At 68.6% G+C, this 16,027-nt stretch carries 14 protein-coding genes; 12 read left to right on the top strand and 2 right to left on the bottom strand.

Annotation, left to right across the window (positions count from 1 at the left end; translation table 11 throughout):
* Positions 1-21 precede the first annotated feature (21 nt).
* The 7 genes from ruvC to AC6CHX_RS02265 all read left to right on the top strand — a co-directional run bounded on the left by ruvC (position 22) and on the right by AC6CHX_RS02265 (position 7,841).
* Entirely contained in the window at positions 22-606 is a 585-nt protein-coding gene (gene ruvC / locus AC6CHX_RS02235; protein ID WP_136043977.1) for a crossover junction endodeoxyribonuclease RuvC, read from the top strand.
* A 9-nt stretch (positions 607-615) separates the two neighbouring features.
* The gene (gene ruvA / locus AC6CHX_RS02240; protein WP_498271484.1) at positions 616-1,236 is read left to right on the top strand and encodes a Holliday junction branch migration protein RuvA; all 621 of its coding nucleotides are present in this window, start codon (positions 616-618) and stop codon (positions 1,234-1,236) included.
* Entirely contained in the window at positions 1,229-2,254 is a 1,026-nt protein-coding gene (gene ruvB, locus AC6CHX_RS02245) for a Holliday junction branch migration DNA helicase RuvB (protein WP_498271485.1), read from the top strand. Before ruvA ends, ruvB begins: the two co-directional genes overlap by 8 nt.
* Positions 2,255-2,326: 72 nt before the next feature.
* Positions 2,327-2,728, top strand: coding sequence for a preprotein translocase subunit YajC (locus AC6CHX_RS02250; RefSeq protein WP_446724536.1), 402 nt, complete (start codon positions 2,327-2,329; stop codon positions 2,726-2,728).
* A 56-nt stretch (positions 2,729-2,784) separates the two neighbouring features.
* A complete protein-coding gene (secD, locus tag AC6CHX_RS02255; protein WP_136043974.1) occupies positions 2,785-4,533 on the top strand; it encodes a protein translocase subunit SecD in 1,749 nt (582 codons plus the stop codon).
* On the top strand, positions 4,533-5,522 hold the full coding sequence (gene secF / locus AC6CHX_RS02260; RefSeq protein ID WP_498271486.1) for a protein translocase subunit SecF: 990 nt from the start codon (positions 4,533-4,535) through the stop codon (positions 5,520-5,522). The genes secD and secF overlap by 1 nt, the downstream gene beginning before the upstream one ends.
* A 66-nt stretch (positions 5,523-5,588) precedes the next feature.
* Complete coding sequence (locus AC6CHX_RS02265) at positions 5,589-7,841, top strand: RelA/SpoT family protein (RefSeq protein ID WP_136043972.1); 2,253 nt, start codon at positions 5,589-5,591, stop codon at positions 7,839-7,841.
* Here AC6CHX_RS02265 and AC6CHX_RS02270 read toward each other — a convergent pair.
* Both AC6CHX_RS02270 and AC6CHX_RS02275 read right to left on the bottom strand, forming a co-directional pair.
* Positions 7,828-8,379 (bottom strand): type IV toxin-antitoxin system AbiEi family antitoxin, encoded by a 552-nt coding sequence (locus AC6CHX_RS02270; RefSeq protein ID WP_498271487.1) that lies wholly within the window; start codon positions 8,377-8,379, stop codon positions 7,828-7,830. The two genes, AC6CHX_RS02265 and AC6CHX_RS02270, sit on opposite strands and share 14 nt — an antisense overlap.
* Before the next feature lie 62 nt (positions 8,380-8,441).
* Positions 8,442-9,800 carry a DUF349 domain-containing protein gene (locus tag AC6CHX_RS02275; protein ID WP_498271488.1) on the bottom strand — a complete coding sequence of 453 codons (1,359 nt, stop codon included), beginning with the start codon at positions 9,798-9,800 and terminating at the stop codon, positions 8,442-8,444.
* Between the two features lie 262 nt (positions 9,801-10,062).
* On the opposite strand from AC6CHX_RS02275, the gene nirB reads away from it, so the two are divergent.
* The 5 genes from nirB to AC6CHX_RS02300 are packed head-to-tail and all read left to right on the top strand — an operon-like array spanning position 10,063 to position 15,983.
* A complete protein-coding gene (gene nirB, locus AC6CHX_RS02280) occupies positions 10,063-12,591 on the top strand; it encodes a nitrite reductase large subunit NirB (protein ID WP_498272019.1) in 2,529 nt (842 codons plus the stop codon).
* Entirely contained in the window at positions 12,588-12,950 is a 363-nt protein-coding gene (gene nirD / locus AC6CHX_RS02285; RefSeq protein WP_498271489.1) for a nitrite reductase small subunit NirD, read from the top strand. Before nirB ends, nirD begins: the two co-directional genes overlap by 4 nt.
* A complete protein-coding gene (gene cobA / locus AC6CHX_RS02290) occupies positions 12,947-14,182 on the top strand; it encodes a uroporphyrinogen-III C-methyltransferase (RefSeq protein WP_498271490.1) in 1,236 nt (411 codons plus the stop codon). The genes nirD and cobA overlap by 4 nt, the downstream gene beginning before the upstream one ends.
* Positions 14,179-15,309, top strand: a complete 1,131-nt coding sequence (locus AC6CHX_RS02295) for a uroporphyrinogen-III synthase (RefSeq protein WP_498271491.1) — start codon at positions 14,179-14,181, stop codon at positions 15,307-15,309. The genes cobA and AC6CHX_RS02295 overlap by 4 nt, the downstream gene beginning before the upstream one ends.
* On the top strand, positions 15,306-15,983 hold the full coding sequence (locus tag AC6CHX_RS02300; protein WP_136043966.1) for a sirohydrochlorin chelatase: 678 nt from the start codon (positions 15,306-15,308) through the stop codon (positions 15,981-15,983). Before AC6CHX_RS02295 ends, AC6CHX_RS02300 begins: the two co-directional genes overlap by 4 nt.
* The last annotated feature ends 44 nt before the right edge of the window (positions 15,984-16,027 follow it).

Below are 16,027 nucleotides of genomic sequence, written 5' to 3' on the forward strand. Positions count from 1 at the left end.
TCGGCCGCCTAGCCTGGGGGAGTGACCTCCTCTCTGCGCGTGCTCGGCATCGACCCCGGCCTCACGCGCTGCGGTGTCGGCGTCGTGGATGTCGATCGTTCGCGCCGCGGCACACTGGTGCACGTCGGAGTGATCCGATCGGCACCGGACGCCGAGATCGGCGATCGTCTGGCGATCGTCGCCGCCGGAATCCGTGAGGTGATCGCGGAGCATCGCCCGGACGCGGTCGCCGTCGAGCGGGTGTTCGCTCAGCAGAACACCCACACGGTGATGGGCACGGCACAGGCCAGCGGAGTCGCGCTGCTGATCGCTGCCGAATCCGGCCTGCCCGCAGCCACCCATACCCCGAGCGAGGTCAAGGCGGCCGTCACCGGCTACGGCGCCGCCGACAAACGGCAGGTGCAGACGATGATCGCGCGCATTTTGCGGCTGGACGCGCTTCCGCAGCCAGCCGACGCGGCCGACGCTCTGGCGATCGCGCTGTGCCACGCCTGGCGGCGCGGAGGGCCTGCGGCATCCGGATCGGGTGCGCTCACTCCTGCGCAACGGGCCTGGGCGGACGCCGAGAAGCGTGTCGCTCGAACATACGTCCGAACCACACCCTAGGCTGAGGGGATGATCTCCTCACTGCACGGCGTCGTCCTGCATGCGACGTCCGATCAGGTCGTCATCGACGTGGGTGGTGTCGGATTCGCCGTCGCCGTCCCCGCCGACGTCGCGCACACCGCGACCGTGGGGGAGAAGCTTCTTCTTCACACGAGCCTCATCGTCCGCGAAGACTCCCTCTCGCTGTTCGGCTTCGCCGACCGGAGCGAGCTGGAGATCTTCGGCCTCCTGATCAGCGTGACCGGCGTCGGGCCGAAGTCGGCGTTGGGAGTGCTCTCGCACCTCACGGGGGACCAGATCGCCGAGGCCGTGACAGCGGAAGACGACGCGCCGTTCCGGCGGGTCTCCGGGATCGGCCCCAAGACGGCGAAACTCATCGTGCTCCAGCTCGCCGGCAAGGTACAGGCCTTCGCCGCGCCGTCGAGGCCGGTGGTGTCGGGCAGCACCGATGTCGTCACCCAGGTGGCCGCGGCCTTGGTGGGCCTGGGCTGGTCGGAGAAGGTGGCCGCGGAGGCAGCGGCCCAGACGGCGTCCGAGGCGTCGGAGGCGGAGCGGGCGACGGTCGCCCTGCTGTTGCGGCGCACTCTCGCGCTCCTCGGCCCTGCGCAGGGAGGCCAGGCCCGTGTCTGATGCCCTCGACGCGACGGAACCCTCCGACCAGACGGAGCTCGCCATCGAGGGCGCGCTGCGCCCGACGAGCCTCGGCGATTTCGTCGGACAGCAGAAGGTGCGAGGTCAGCTGCAGCTGCTGCTCGACGCTGCACGCATCCAGAACCGACCTGCGGACCACATTCTCCTCGCCGGCCCTCCGGGGCTCGGCAAGACGACGCTGGCCATGATCGTGGCCCACGAGAGCGAGCGGCCGCTTCGCCTGTCCAGCGGCCCGGCGATCCAGCACGCCGGCGACCTCGCTGCCCTGCTCTCGAGCCTGGTGCCGGGGGAGGTGCTCTTCATCGACGAGATCCACCGCATGGCGCGCTCTGCAGAAGAGATGCTGTACCTCGCGATGGAGGACTACCGGATCGACATCATGGTCGGGAAGGGCGCGGGAGCGACCAGCATCCCGCTCGAGCTCTCGCCCTTCACGCTGGTCGGTGCGACGACGCGCTCCGGTCTGCTGCCGAATCCGCTGCGCGACCGCTTCGGGTTCACCGGACACCTCGAGTTCTACGACGAGTCCGAGCTCGAGCAGGTCATCGCCCGCTCGGCCGCAGTTCTCGGCGTCGATGTGCCGACCGATGCGCTCTCCGAGATCGCACGCCGTTCGCGCGGTACGCCCCGCATCGCGAACCGCCTGCTGCGCAGGGTCCGCGACTACGCGCTCGTGCACGGAGGCGGTGGGGCGACGATCCACGACGTGCGCGCGGCGCTCGAACTCTACGATGTCGACGCGATCGGTCTCGATCGGCTCGACCGTGCGGTGCTGGAGGCCCTGGTCCGCCGGTTCCGTGGGGGACCGGTGGGCTTGAGCACACTCGCCGTGGCGGTCGGCGAAGAGGGCGAGACCGTGGAGAGCGTGGTGGAGCCGTACCTCGTGCGCATCGGGTTCCTCGGGCGGACTCCGCGTGGTCGCGTGGCGACGCCGGAAGCGTACGAGCACCTCGGCGTCGCGCATCCGGACGGGATGCTTAAGTTGGATGACCTATAATCACTGAAGACTTCCCGGTTACCTTCGCGCGCCCAAAGGCTGGAGCGTGCACCTGAGAAAGGCGCTTCCCCCATGCCCATGGAATTCCTGCTCTTCGGCCTTCTCGCCGTCCTCCTCGTCTTCATGATCTTCAACACGCGCAAGCGCACGAAGCAGATGAAGGCCGAGCAGGAGGAGAAGGCGACCAAGACCGTTCCCGGCGCCAAGGTCCTTCTGCAGGGCGGCATCTACGGCACGATCGTCTCGTACGACCCCGAGGACCTCGACACGCCGGCACTCGTGGAGATCGCTCCCGGCACCATCATCGATGTCCACAGCCAGGCCATCCTCCGCGTCGTCGAGCCCAAGGACGCCGTCGTCGACGTGCCCGTCGACGTGGTCGAGGAGCCGGTCGTCGAAGAGGCGGCCGCCCCTGAGCTCGAGACCCCCGAGGAGACGCGCGCTCGCCTCGAGCGCGACGCCGACGACAAGTAATCTCCGCGGCCGGCGCGGCCCTTCGGATCTCCGTCCTCCCAGAAAGCTGAACACACGTGGCTTCATCCTCTCCCGTCCGTCACGCCTGGCGGGTCCTCCTCGGCCTGCTCCTCGTGACGGGTGTGCTCTTCGGCATCAACTCCCTGGGCGTGTACGTCATCAAGGACGCCGAAGGACAGCCGGTCAGCTCCTGGACTCCTGAGCTCGCGCTCGACCTCCAGGGCGGCACCCAGATCGTCCTCAGCGCCGAGACCGAGGACGGAGCTGCTCCCACGCAGGAGCAGCTCGACCAGGCCGCGGCGATCATCCGCCAGCGCGTCGATGCGTCGGGTGTGGCCGAGGCCGACATCACGACCGAGGGCGGACAGAACATCGTCGTCCAGATCCCGGGCGAGGCGGACGCGCAGACGCGTGAGCGTATTCAGGCGAGCGCGCAGCTCGAACTGCGACCCGTGCTGTACACGACGGCCGCGAGCACCGAGTTCGTCGGCGAGGACGGGAACTCCACTCCCTACCCCAGCCCGGACCCCTCACTCAATGCGACGCCGACCGCCGAGCCGACCGATGCGAGCGACCTGTCCTGGGTGACGGACAAGCTGGCAGCGGAGTTCCAGGCCTACGACTGCGAGAACCCCGACAACGACCCGGCGCGTGCTCCGAAGGATCAGCCGGTCGTCGCGTGCTCCCCGGACAAGACGCAGAAGTTCCTCCTCGGCCCGACGGAGCTCGACGGCACCGCGATCACCGACGCCTCCGCCGGTCGCGACCAGAAGTCCGGCGCCTGGATCGTGCAGTTGACCATGAACGGCGAAGGCGGCGACGCGTTCGGCAAGGTCAGCACGCGGCTCAACCAGAACCGTATCGACGGACTGTCGCCGCGCGATCAGTTCGCGTTCGTGCTCGACGGCGACGTGATCAGCGCTCCGCGGATGAACGGCGTCATCCTCGACGGCCGCCCCAGCATCTCGGGCAGCTTCACGCAGGAGACGGCGACGACCCTGGCCGACCAGCTGAAGTTCGGTGCCCTGCCGCTCAGCTTCGTCGTGCAGAGCTCCGACACCATCTCCGCGACGCTCGGAACCCAGCAGCTGCAGATCGGTCTGATCGCGGGCCTCATCGGTCTCGCCCTCGTCGCGATCTACTCGCTCATCGTGTATCGGGCACTCGGGTCGGTGATCATCGCCTCCATCGCGGTGATGGCCGTCCTGACCTACATCATCATCTGCATCCTCGCGTGGCGTCTCGGCTTCCGTCTCTCGCTCGCGGGCGTCGCCGGTCTGATCGTCTCGATCGGCTTCACGGCCGACTCGTTCATCGTCTACTTCGAACGAATACGAGACGAGCTCCGCGACGGGAAGTCGATCACCGCCGCGGTCGAAGACGGCTGGGGTCGCGCGAAGCGCACGATCTACATCTCAAAGTCGATCAACATCCTCGCCGCGGTCGTGCTCTACATCCTCGCGGACGCCACGGTGAAGGGCTTCGCGTTCACACTCGGCCTCACCACCCTCATCGACGTGTTCATCTTCGTGATCTTCACGCACCCGGTGATGCAGCTTCTCGCGCGCACCCGGTTCTTCGGCGGTGGGCACAAGCTCTCCGGCCTGGATCCCGAAGCGCTCGGCGCGGTGTATCGAAGCCGCTCCCAGTATCGGGAGGTCGCGACGGCATCGGCCGGTCGCGGGGCGAAGAACGCCCGCTCGCGCGCCGAGGCGGATCGCCGTCAGACCATCGCGGAACGCAAGCGTGCCGAGGCACTCGCGGGCGACAGACCCACCAAGCCCGGAAGTGAGGGAGACGCCTGATGCCTTCCATGAATGAGTTCGGAAACAACCTCTACTCCGGCAAGACCTCCTTCCCGTTCGTCGGCAAGCGTCGCCTGTGGTTCATCATCGCGATCGTGCTGGTCGTGGGTTCGGCCCTCGTTCCGCTCATCCGGCCCATCCAGTTCTCGATCGAGTTCACCGGCGGGTCCCAGTTCACGGTGCAGGCACCGGACACGGTCGACCAGGAGACGGCGAAGGAGGCCGTCCAGTCGGTCGTCCCGGGAGCTGCGACCAAGGTCGTCGTCGTCAACGAGAAGGACATCCGTGTCCAGACCGACCAGATGAGCGCCGCCGAGACGCAGGAGGTCGCGGAAGCACTCGCCGATGCCTACGGTGTCGATCCGTCCAACGTGGCGTCGTCGTTCATCGGCCCCGCCTGGGGCGAGAACGTCACGAAGCAGTCGCTCTGGGGCCTCGCGATCTTCCTGGCGCTCACCTTCCTCATCCTCGCGATCTACTTCCGCACGTGGAAGATGTCGGCGGCGGCGATCATCGGCCTGCTCGACGTGCTGGTGATCACGGTCGGCGTGTATGCGCTGGCCGGCTTCGAGATCTCGCCGGCTGCCGTCATCGGCTTCCTGACGATCCTCGCGTACTCGCTGTACGACACCACCGTCGTGTTCGACAAGATCAGGGAGAACACCACCGAAGACGGGGAGAAGTCTGCGCGCCTGTTCGGCGAATCGGTGAATCTCGCCGTGAACCAGACGCTCGTGCGCTCCATCAACACGTCTGTCGTCGCGGCGCTGCCCGTCGGCGCAGTGCTCTTCATCGGTGCCTTCTGGCTCGGCGCGGAATCGCTCACCGACATCTCGCTGTCCATCTTCGTCGGCATCCTCGTGGCGACCTACTCCACGCTGTTCGTGGCTGCGCCGCTGTACTCGCTGTTCCGCGAGAACGAGCCGCAGCTCAAGGAGCGCGACGCCCGCATCCGCGAGGCTCGCACCCGGGCATCGGTCGAGGCCTGAGGGGCGCCCGAGCGGAAGCTCGGCGCCCCCAGCACGCGTAGGATGAACTGATCGGGAGGTGAGTTGATGGCGGAACCGCAGACGTCATCGCAGGGTTCTAGTCTGCGACGACTGGTTCCCCGCATCTTCTCCCGCGCGTCCCGCATCAACGACCTCGACAACCTGATCCGCACGGTTCGAGCGAACCACCCCAAGGGCGACTTCTCCGTCATCGAACGCGCATACGCGGTCGCCAAGGAGAAGCACGAGGGGCAGAAGCGCCAAAGCGGCGAGCCGTACATCACGCACCCGCTGGCTGTCGCCCAGATCCTCGCCGAACTCGGCCTCGGACCACGAGCGATCGCCGCCGCACTCCTGCACGACACCGTCGAAGACACCGGCTACGCGTTGACCGATCTCACCGCCGAGTTCGGCGACGAGGTCGCGATGCTCGTCGACGGTGTGACCAAGCTCGACAAGGTCAAGTACGGCGAGAGTGCGCAGGCCGAGACGGTCCGGAAGATGATCGTGGCGATGTCGAAAGACATCAGAGTGCTGCTCATCAAGCTCGCCGACCGACTGCACAACGCGCGCACCTGGGGTTTCGTCCCGCCGGAGAAGGCCACGAAGAAGGCCAAGGAAACCCTCGAGATCTACGCCCCACTGGCGAACCGCCTCGGTATCCAGGCGATCAAGTCGGAGCTCGAAGACCTCTCGTTCGCCGTGCTGCACCCCAAGATCTACAACGAGATCCACAGCCTCATCGCGCAGCGGACCCCGCAGCGCGAGAAGTACCTCGCTCAGGTCGTCGAGGAGATCGACGAGGACCTACGCGATCTCCGCATCCGCGGCAAGGTCGTCGGGCGTCCGAAGCAGCTCTACTCGGTGTACCAGAAGATGGTCATCCGCGGACGCGAGTTCGATGACATCTACGATCTGATTGGCATCCGCGTCCTCGTCGCGTCTGTGCGCGATTGCTACGCCGTCCTCGGTGCGATCCACGCGCGTTGGACGCCGCTGCCCGGCCGGTTCAAGGACTACATCGCCACCCCGAAGTTCAACCTCTACCAGTCGCTGCACACCACGGTGATCGGCCCCGCCGGGCGCACGGTCGAGATCCAGATCCGCACGCACGAGATGCACCAGCAGGCCGAGTACGGTGTGGCCGCGCACTGGATGTACAAGGAGCGGATGAACGGCGGCGGCAAGACCGAGGTCCGCGCCTCCGACACCGACATGGCGTGGCTCGCGCACATCTCCGACTGGCAAGCCGAGACCGCCGATCCCGGGGAGTTCCTCGACTCGCTACGCTTCGAGATCGGTGCCAAAGAGGTCTACGTCTTCACGCCGAAGGGGCGGGTGATCGGCCTGCCCGCCAGCGCGACCCCCGTGGACTTCGCCTACGCGGTGCACACCGAGATCGGCCACCGCACCATGGGTGCGAAGGTCAACGGCCGTCTCGTGCCCTTGGAGTCGGAGCTCAAGAGCGGTGACGTGGTCGAGGTGTTCACCTCGAAGAACCCCGATGCCGGGCCCAGCCAGGACTGGCTCGGCTTCGTCGCGAGCACGCGAGCGCGGAACAAGATCCGCGGCTGGTTCACCAAGGAGCGTCGCGAAGAGGCCATCGAGCAGGGCAAGGAGGCCATCGCCCGCGCGATGCGCCGCCAGAACCTGCCCCTGCAGAAGCTGATGAGCCAGGACTCGTTCGCCGAAGTCGCTCGTGGGCTGCACTACGAAGACGTCTCCGCGCTCTATGCCGCGGTCGGCGAAGGACACGTGTCGACGCAGTCGGTGCTCGAGAAAGTCACGGCTCTCGTCGCGGCCAACGATCCGAGCACGGGCGCGATCGATCTCCCCGGCAGCGTCCCGACGCGTGAACCGCGTTCCGGCGACTCCGGTGTGCTCGTGCGCGGCGCCAACGACATCCTGGTGAAGCTCGCCAAGTGCTGCACGCCGGTTCCCGGTGACCAGATCGTCGGATTCGTGACGCGGGGCAGCGGGGTCTCCGTGCACCGGGCGGACTGCGTCAACGTCAAGGCGCTCAGCAACGAGCAGGACCGCTTCGTCGAGGTCTCATGGGCCCCGACGACGAAGAGCGTGTTCCGCGTGCAGATCCAGGTCGAGGCGCTCGACCGCTCGGGCCTCCTCTCCGACGTGACGCGGGTGCTGAGCGAGCACCACGTCAACATCCTCTCGGCGACCGTCACGACCACCGATGAGCGGTTGGCACTGAGCCGGTTCGTCTTCGAGATGGGCGATGCCGTGCACCTGGACCGCGTGCTGAACGCCGTCCGTCGGATCGACGCCGTCTACGACGTCTACCGGGTCACCTCCTCCTGACGGCGAGACGCTGCAGAGCAGCCGATCCCATGCGGCTGCCCGGCACTCGGCGCAGGTCCTGCAACGCCGTCATCGCCGCTTCCGGAGTGTCAGGGCATGCGACGGCGAGAAGGTCCATCCACGGAAGCACTCGCGGGTCGCGATGCAGCGTCGTCGCGAGGTCGAGCATCGTGCGCGCCGGGCTCGATACGGCGACGCCGCCCAGGACGCAGACGTCTTCTGCCGGGAGCAGAGTGTCGTGGAACACCACGCGCGAACTGGTGACCGGACGGATGCGACGTTCGACGCAGCGCTTGACGTGATGCACGACCGGGGGAGTGTCGCCCGAGCCGTGGATCCATGCGGCCGTCTGGTTGCAGGCGGCGGTGCCCGGCCGGACGAGGGCGGCGATGGTGCTCGCCCGTACGTCCGGGCCCTCCACGAGGTCTGCCGGGATGTACGCGTCGCCCACGTCGACGACATGACCGTCGATGCGGGCTGCGCTGAGTTCGGTCTGGCTCAACCGCTCGCCGGGGACATAGAGGAACGCGGGGTGCATCACGCCAGTCTGGCGCAGTGCACCCCGCGTTCGTGACGGTCGCGGAGACCTGTGGAGAAGAGTCAGCCGCCCAGAGCGCTCAGCCAGGCACGGCGAGCCTCGAGGGCGTCAGCGGCTTCCTTGGCCGCCTTCTTGTCGCCGGCCTTCTCGGCAGCGGCGACCTCGGCTTCGAGCTTCTCGATCGCCTCCAGCAGCTGCGAGCTCATGTCGTTCGCGCGCGCCTTCGTCTCGGGGTTGTTCTTCTTCCAGTCCACGTCTTCGCGGGCCTTCAGCCCCTGCTCGATCGTGCGGAGCTTGTCGTCGAGCGCTCGCTCCTTGTCCCGCGGGAAGATGCGGCCGATCTCATCCCACTGACGCTGGATGCGGGTCAGCAGCGCGCGAGCGCGCTTGATGTTCGACTCGTCGGCGACGGCCTTGGCCTCTTCGAGGAGAGCCTCGCGGGCCTCGATCTTCGGCGCGGATTCGGCTTCCTCGGCGGCGGACTGCTCGGCACGAGCCGCATACAGCGCGTCACCCGCGGCCTTGAACCGTGCCCAGAGCGCGTCGTCTGCCTTGCGCCCGGCGCGGCCGGCTGCCTTCCACTCGTCGAGCAGTGTGCGGTAGGCGGGGATCCCGTCGGTGCCACGCGGTGCGAGGGCCTCGGCACGCTCGACCAGGCGGGTCTTCACGTCGCGTGCGCTCTTGTGCGCGTCGTCGAGTTCGGAGTAGAAGGCTCGACGCTGCTTGTCGACCACGGCGCGCGCATCGCGGAATCGCTTCCAGAGCTGCTGGGAGATGCCCTTGGAGAGGCGAGGACCGCTCTGCTGCTGGGCCTGCCATGCGTCGAAGAGTTCGCCGAGCTCGGCGGTGACCTGCTTCCACTGCACCTTGCTGAGATCCCGCGCGGCGATGGCCTCGGCCTTCTCGACGAGCGCGGTGCGCTCGGCGATCGCCTTGTCGACGAGCTCCTTGGCCTGCTGGGCCTCCTGCTCGGTGGCCTCGGACAGCGAGGAGGTGAGGGCGTTCAGCCGGTCGCGGAGTCCGGCGAGGTCTCCCACAGCCGCGGCATCCGTCGCTTCGTCGATCAGGTGAGCGGCCTGCTTCGCGAGGTCGCTCGCCGAAGCGCCGCCCGCCTGGTGGCGCTGTTCGAGCGTGTGCACCTTGAAGGCGATGTCGTCGAACTTGCGCACGAAGTAGGCGAGCGCCTCTTCGGGCGTGCCGTCGGGGTACTGGCCGACGACCCGCCAGACGTCGCCTTCGCGCACCTCGACGGTGCCGTCGTCGGAGACGCGGCCCCATTCTGCGGAGGTCGAGGACGCGACGGGGGACGGCGCGGGAGCCGCGGGCGTCACCGCTGCCGGCTTGGGCGTCTTCGGCGGCATCGGCACAGCAGGCGGTGCGGGGACGGGGGGAGTCGGCTTCGAAGGCTCGGTGGCAGACACGTGATTCTCCTTGCGCGGTAGGGCCGCGGGAGGCGGAAAGGACGAGGCTCAGCCTAGTACGCCCCGCGCCGGGCCGTCGGACTCGGCCGTCGGGGGATCTCACAGGACTGTTATCGAGTTGTGAGGAGAACGTTCGATCGGCGTAACACCGCCCCGGCCTTTCGCGAAACACCGTGTCCCTATCGTCGAGTCCACGGACAGAGGAGGGCTCGTGATCGTTCGGGAGAGCACATCGTCGGATGTCGTGGTGGTGGGGGCCGGGATGGTCGCACACCGATTCGTCGAGAGCCTGCTCCGCGGAGCAGGCGCGGCGCCGACCGTCACCGTCATCGGCGAGGAGGCGCGAGCACCGTACGACCGCGTCGGCCTGACCTCTTTCTTCTCGGGCGCCGGCGCCGATGATCTCGCACTAGACGCGCAGACGCTGCGGGACGAACGGGTGCGCTTCATCGGCGACGATCGCGTCGTCGGAATCGATCGGGTCGGTCGCACGGTGCGCACGCGTTCGGGTGCGGTCCACGCCTACGGGACCCTCGTCCTCGCGACGGGCTCGTATGCCATGCGTCCGGCCGTCGACGGTGCGGACCTCCCGGGCTGCTTCGTCTATCGGACCCTCGACGATGTCGCCGCGATCGACGCGTTCGTCCGGCACCGCGCGACGGCACTCGGCCGTCCGTTGCGCGGGACGGTGATCGGCGGCGGGCTGCTGGGCCTGGAGGCGGCTGGCGCATTGCAGGGTCTCGACGTCGATTGCACGGTGGTGCAGTCATCCGACCGTCTCATGTCCGCCCAGCTCGATCTCGCCGGCGGCACCATCCTGCGTCGCCTCATCGAGTCGAAGGGCATCGACGTGCGGACGGGAACCCGGACGACTCGGTTGGATCCGGATGCATCGGGCTCGGTCTCGGCCCTGCAGTTCCAGGACGGCACGATGCACGAGACGGACATCGTGATCTTCACCGTCGGGGTGCGCCCGCAGGATTCCCTCGCCCGCCTCGCCCAGCTCGCCGTGCACCCCAGCGGTGGCGTGCTGATCGATTCGAGGTGTCGCACGGCAGACGAAGACATCCTCGCGATCGGCGAGGTCGCCAGCTTCGAAGGACGCTCCGTCGGTCTCGTGGCCCCCGGATACGCCATGGCGGAGGTGGCAGCCACTCGGCTTCTCGGCGGCGACGCGACGTTCCCCGGCTACGACGACTCGGCGAAGCTCAAGCTCTCGGGTGTCGATGTCGCGAGCTTCGGCGACGCCTTCGCCACCACACCGAATGCCTTGGACGTCGTGTACACCGACCCGGTCAACGGGGTCTACAAGAAGCTCGTCCTCTCGGACGACGCGAAGACACTGCTGGGCGGCATCCTGGTCGGGGACGCCTCGGCATACGGCTCGCTCCGACCTCTGGTGGGAGCAGCGCTGGGCGCGGATCCCGCCGCCTACCTGATGCCGGAGGGCGGCACGTCGCTACCCGACAGTGAGCTGCCGGCGGATGCGGTCGTCTGCTCGTGCTCGAACGTGACGGCCGGACGGATCCGCGAGGCGGTGCACACCGAAGGGTGCACGGACGCCGCCGCCGTGAAGACCTGCACCAAGGCCGGTGCCACGTGCGGCTCCTGCATCTTCGCGGTCAAGAAGATCGTCGGCCAGGAGCTGACGAAACTCGGGCAGGCGACGTCCGACGCCCTGTGCGAGCACTTCTCGATGTCGCGTCGCCAGCTCTTCGATGCGGTGCGGGTGGCCGAACTCACGACGTTCAGCGCGATCATCGACCGTTTCGGGACCGGCCGCGGCTGCGACATCTGCAAGCCGGCCCTCGCGAGCATCCTCTCGGTGCTCGTCGGAGCGCATGTGCTCGACGGCGAGAACGCCGCTCTGCAGGACACCAACGACCACGTGATGGCCAACATGCAGAAGGACGGTACCTACTCGGTGGTGCCGCGGATGCCGGGCGGAGAGGTCACCCCTGCGGGGCTGATCGCGATCGGGAACATCGCCGAGACATACGGGCTGTATACGAAGATCACCGGCGGGCAGCGGATCGACATGTTCGGCGCCCGCCTCGAGCAGCTGCCGCAGATCTGGCAGCGACTGGTCGACGCCGGGTTCGAGTCCGGACAGGCGTACGGCAAGGCGCTGCGCACGGTGAAGTCGTGCGTCGGCTCGACCTGGTGCCGCTACGGGGTGCTCGACGCCGTCGGCATGGCGGTGCGCCTCGAGCTGCGGTATCGCGGTCTGCGCGCGCCGCACAAGCTCAAGGTCGGCGTGTCGGGGTGCGCGCGCGAGTGCGCAGAGGCCCGTTCGAAGGACGTGGGTGTGATCGCCACCGAGACGGGCTGGAACATGTACGTCGGCGGCAACGGCGGCTTCTCGCCGCGGCACGCGGAGCTGCTCGCCGCCGACCTCGACGACGAAGGTCTCATCCGCGCGATCGACCGGTTCTTCATGTATTACATCCGCACGGCGGACCGCCTGCAGCGCACGGCGGGGTGGTGCGCCGAGCTCGACGGCGGGCTCGACGGCCTGCGCGAGGTGATCTTCGACGACAGCCTGGGCATCTGCGACGACCTCGACGCGGCCATGAGCGTGCACGTCGACCGCTATGAGGACGAGTGGGCGGCGACCCTGCGCGACCCGGTGAAGCTGCGGCGCTTCGAGTCCTTCGTGAACGCGACCGACACTCCCGACCCCTCTCTGGCCTATGTGCCCGAACGCGGTCAGGTGCGGCCGGCGACGACGGAGGAACGATCGGACGCGTCCGTCCTCATCGCGGGCACGACTCTGGAGGTGCGGCGATGACGCTCGGAGTCGAGACCGGCACGCGAGTCCGCGTGTGCGCGCTCAGCGACCTCGAGGTGGAGAGGGGCAGGGCGGCGCTGTTCGGCACGGTCCAGATCGCACTGTTCCTCCTCGCCGACGGCACGGTGCGTGCGGTGTCCAACCTCGACCCCTACAGCGGCGCCCACGTGATGTCCCGCGGGATCGTGGGCACGCGGGGCGATGTGCCGACGCTGGCATCGCCGATGCACAAGCAGGTCTTCGACCTGCGCACGGGCGAATGCCTGGACACGCAGGGCAAAGCACCGGCGGCATTGCGGGTGTGGGATGTCACCGTTCGCGAAGGTCAGATCGAGCTGAACATCGAGGAGACGCGATGACCGTGATGCTGGGAATCGACCTCACCGGACGCGATGTGCTCATGGTGGGCGGTGGGGCCGTGGCGGCGCGCAGGCTCCGACGCTTCCTCGAAGAAGGAGCGCGCGTGCGGCTCGTCGCCCCCGCACTGCACCCGGACACCGCGTTGCTGGTCGAGCGTTTCGGACTCGCCTGGCGTCCGGGTCGCTTCCGCGGATCGGATGTGACCGGCGCGTGGCTCGTGCACGCGGCTACGGGTGATGCTCACGTCGACCGCGAAGTCGCAGAGCGGTGCGAGCGCAAGCGGATCCTGTGCATCAACGCGTCGGACGGCGCCCACGGGTCGACCAGGCTCACCGCGCAGGCCGAGGTCGGCGACGTGACCGTCGCGGTGACCAGTACGGTCGGCGCGGATCCCCGTCGGTCCGTCGCCGTCCGGGATGCGATCGTCGACCTGGTGGGCGAAGGACGCCTGCCGCTCCGGCGGCGCCGTGCCGGTCGGAGCGGACGCGTCGACCTGGTCGGAGGCGGACCGGGGCCTATGGACCTGATGACGGTGCGTGCCCGGCGCCTGATCGCCGAAGCGGACGTCGTCGTGACCGACCGGCTGGGACCCGCTGCCGAGATCGTCCGTGGGCTCGATCCCGACGTCGAGGTGATCGACGTGGGGAAGGTCCCCGGTCGGCACCCGGTGCCGCAGGAGCAGATCAACCGGATTATCGTGGAGCGGGCAGCGGACGGCCGGCGCGTCGTCCGGCTCAAGGGCGGGGATCCGTTCGTCTTCGGACGCGGTGGCGAGGAGATGCAGGCGTGCCTGGCTGCGGGTATCCCGGTCGAGATCACTCCGGGTGTCTCGAGCGCCATCGCCGTTCCCCAGGCTGCGGGAATCCCGGTCACGCATCGAGGCACGGCGGCGGCGTTCCATGTCGTGAACGGTCAGGGCAGGATCGGCGAGGGCACGCTCGCGGCTCTGGCCGATGCGACCGTGACCACGGTCGTGCTGATGGGCGTGGCCGCCCTCGACCGTCTGGTGGCTGCGGCGCTCGCGCACGGTGTGCCGGCGGATCGGCCGATGGCGTTCGTCGAGAGCGGCCATACCGCTCAGCAGCGCACGACGCGAACCACCCTCGGGCGCGCCGTCGCCGACGCGCAGGTCGTCGGCCTCCGCAACCCTGCGGTGATCGTGATCGGAGAGGTCGCGGCCGAGACGTTGCGCCTCCCGTCCTCGGACTCGATCGGGGCTGTTCTGGCGTGACGATCCGTCCTCCACTGACTCCGGTACTGGCCGGATGCACCATCGTCGTGGCCGCAGACAGGCGTTCCGGCGACCTCGTCTCGGCGCTCGAACGACGCGGCGGTCAGGTCTACCGCGCCCCGGCCCTGAGCATCATCCCCAATGAGGACGATGAGGTCCTCATCGTTCGCACCCGCGATCTGATCGCGACCCCTCCCGACATCGTGATCGTGACGACCGGGGTGGGGTTCCGCGGGTGGATGGACGCCGCCCACGAGAACGATCTGGCCGAGGAGCTCACGGGCGCGCTGGCCGGCGCGCAGTTCATCGCACGAGGGCCCAAGGCGCACGGGGCGATCCAGCAGGCGGGATTCGTGGCCGATTGGGTGGCCGAGTCCGAGACCTCCGCAGAGGTGGGGGAGTACCTCGCCGCCGAAGGAGTGCTCGGGCGACGGATCGCGATCCAGCATCACGGCGCGGGCGCCGACGGGCTCGACACCCTCCTGTCGCGGCTCGGGGCGGACGTGGTCAGCATCACCGTGTATCGGTGGGGTCCGCCGCCGGACCCGCAGATCGTGCGCCGCTCCGTCGTGCAGGCGGGCGCCGGTGAAGTGGACGCCGTGCTCTTCACCTCCGCACCCGGTGCCGCAGAGTGGGTCAAGACGGCCGTCCGCGCTGAGGCGCTCGAATCGATCCGTCGCCGAGCCGCGTCCGGGCGCCTGCTGCTGGCCGCCGTCGGGCCGATCACGGCCGTCCCGCTCACGGATGCCGGGCTCAAGGCCACTCTGGCCGCGCGGGGGCGCCTCGGGTCTCTGGTGCGCTGCGTGGTCGACCACTACGCCTCGGGTGCCGCCCCGCAGCTGCACACGGCTCTGGGCGCGATGGAGATGCGCAGCGGCGGTGTCCTGATCGATGGCGAGTTCATTCCGCTCTCCCGCGCCGGCGCGAGCATCCTGAGCGAGCTCTTCGACGCGGCTGGTCGCGTACTTTCCCGGGAACAGCTGGGACTCGCATTGCCTCGAGGAGGCGAGAGCGCCCACGCCGTGGAGATGGCTGTGGCGCGGCTGCGCGAGGCGCTGGGCGGCGCTGCGGCGATCCAGACCATCGTCAAACGCGGCTACCGACTCACCGTGGAGGAACCCCGATGACCACTCTCGTCGCCTGCTCCCACGGCACGGATTCACCGGCCGGACGTCGCACAGTCGAAGAGATCGTCGACCTGGTGCGTGAGCGCATTCCGACCACGCGAGTCGTCCAGGCCTTCGTCGATGTGCAGGAGCCGGCGGTGTCGGAGGTCGTCGAACGGGAGCATCTCGACGATGACGTCGTCGTGGTGCCACTGCTGCTCTCGGTGGGGTTCCACACCGCGGTCGACATCGTGCGCGCCGTGAGTCCCTACGACGGGGTTCGGCAGGGAGCTCCTCTGGGCACCCACCCGCTGATCGCCGAGGTGCTGCGCGCGCGGCTGCGCACGGCCGTGCACGACCGCTGGCTTCCCGGCGATCACGTCGTGCTCGCGGCGGCCGGCTCCAGCAATCCTGCGGCGGTGGCCGATGTGACCGCAGCGGCGGCGCACCTCGCCGACCTGATCCCCGTGCCGGTCACGATCGGGTACGCGTCGGCGATCGAGCCCCGCATCGCCGATGCCGTCACCGTCGCGCGGCAGAACGGCGCATCCCGGGTGATCGCGGCGAGCCATGTCCTCGCGCCGGGGTACTTCGCCGGTCTCGTGGAGCGATCGGGAGCAGATCTCGTCTCCGCTCCGTTGGGGGCCGACCCGCGCATCGCCGAGGTGATCGTCGAGCGCTTCCGCTCCGCCTGATCAGGCGCAGGACACGGAAGGGGCGGATGCCGAAGCATCCGCCC

Source organism: Microbacterium sp. GQ128, from assembly GCF_059758615.1.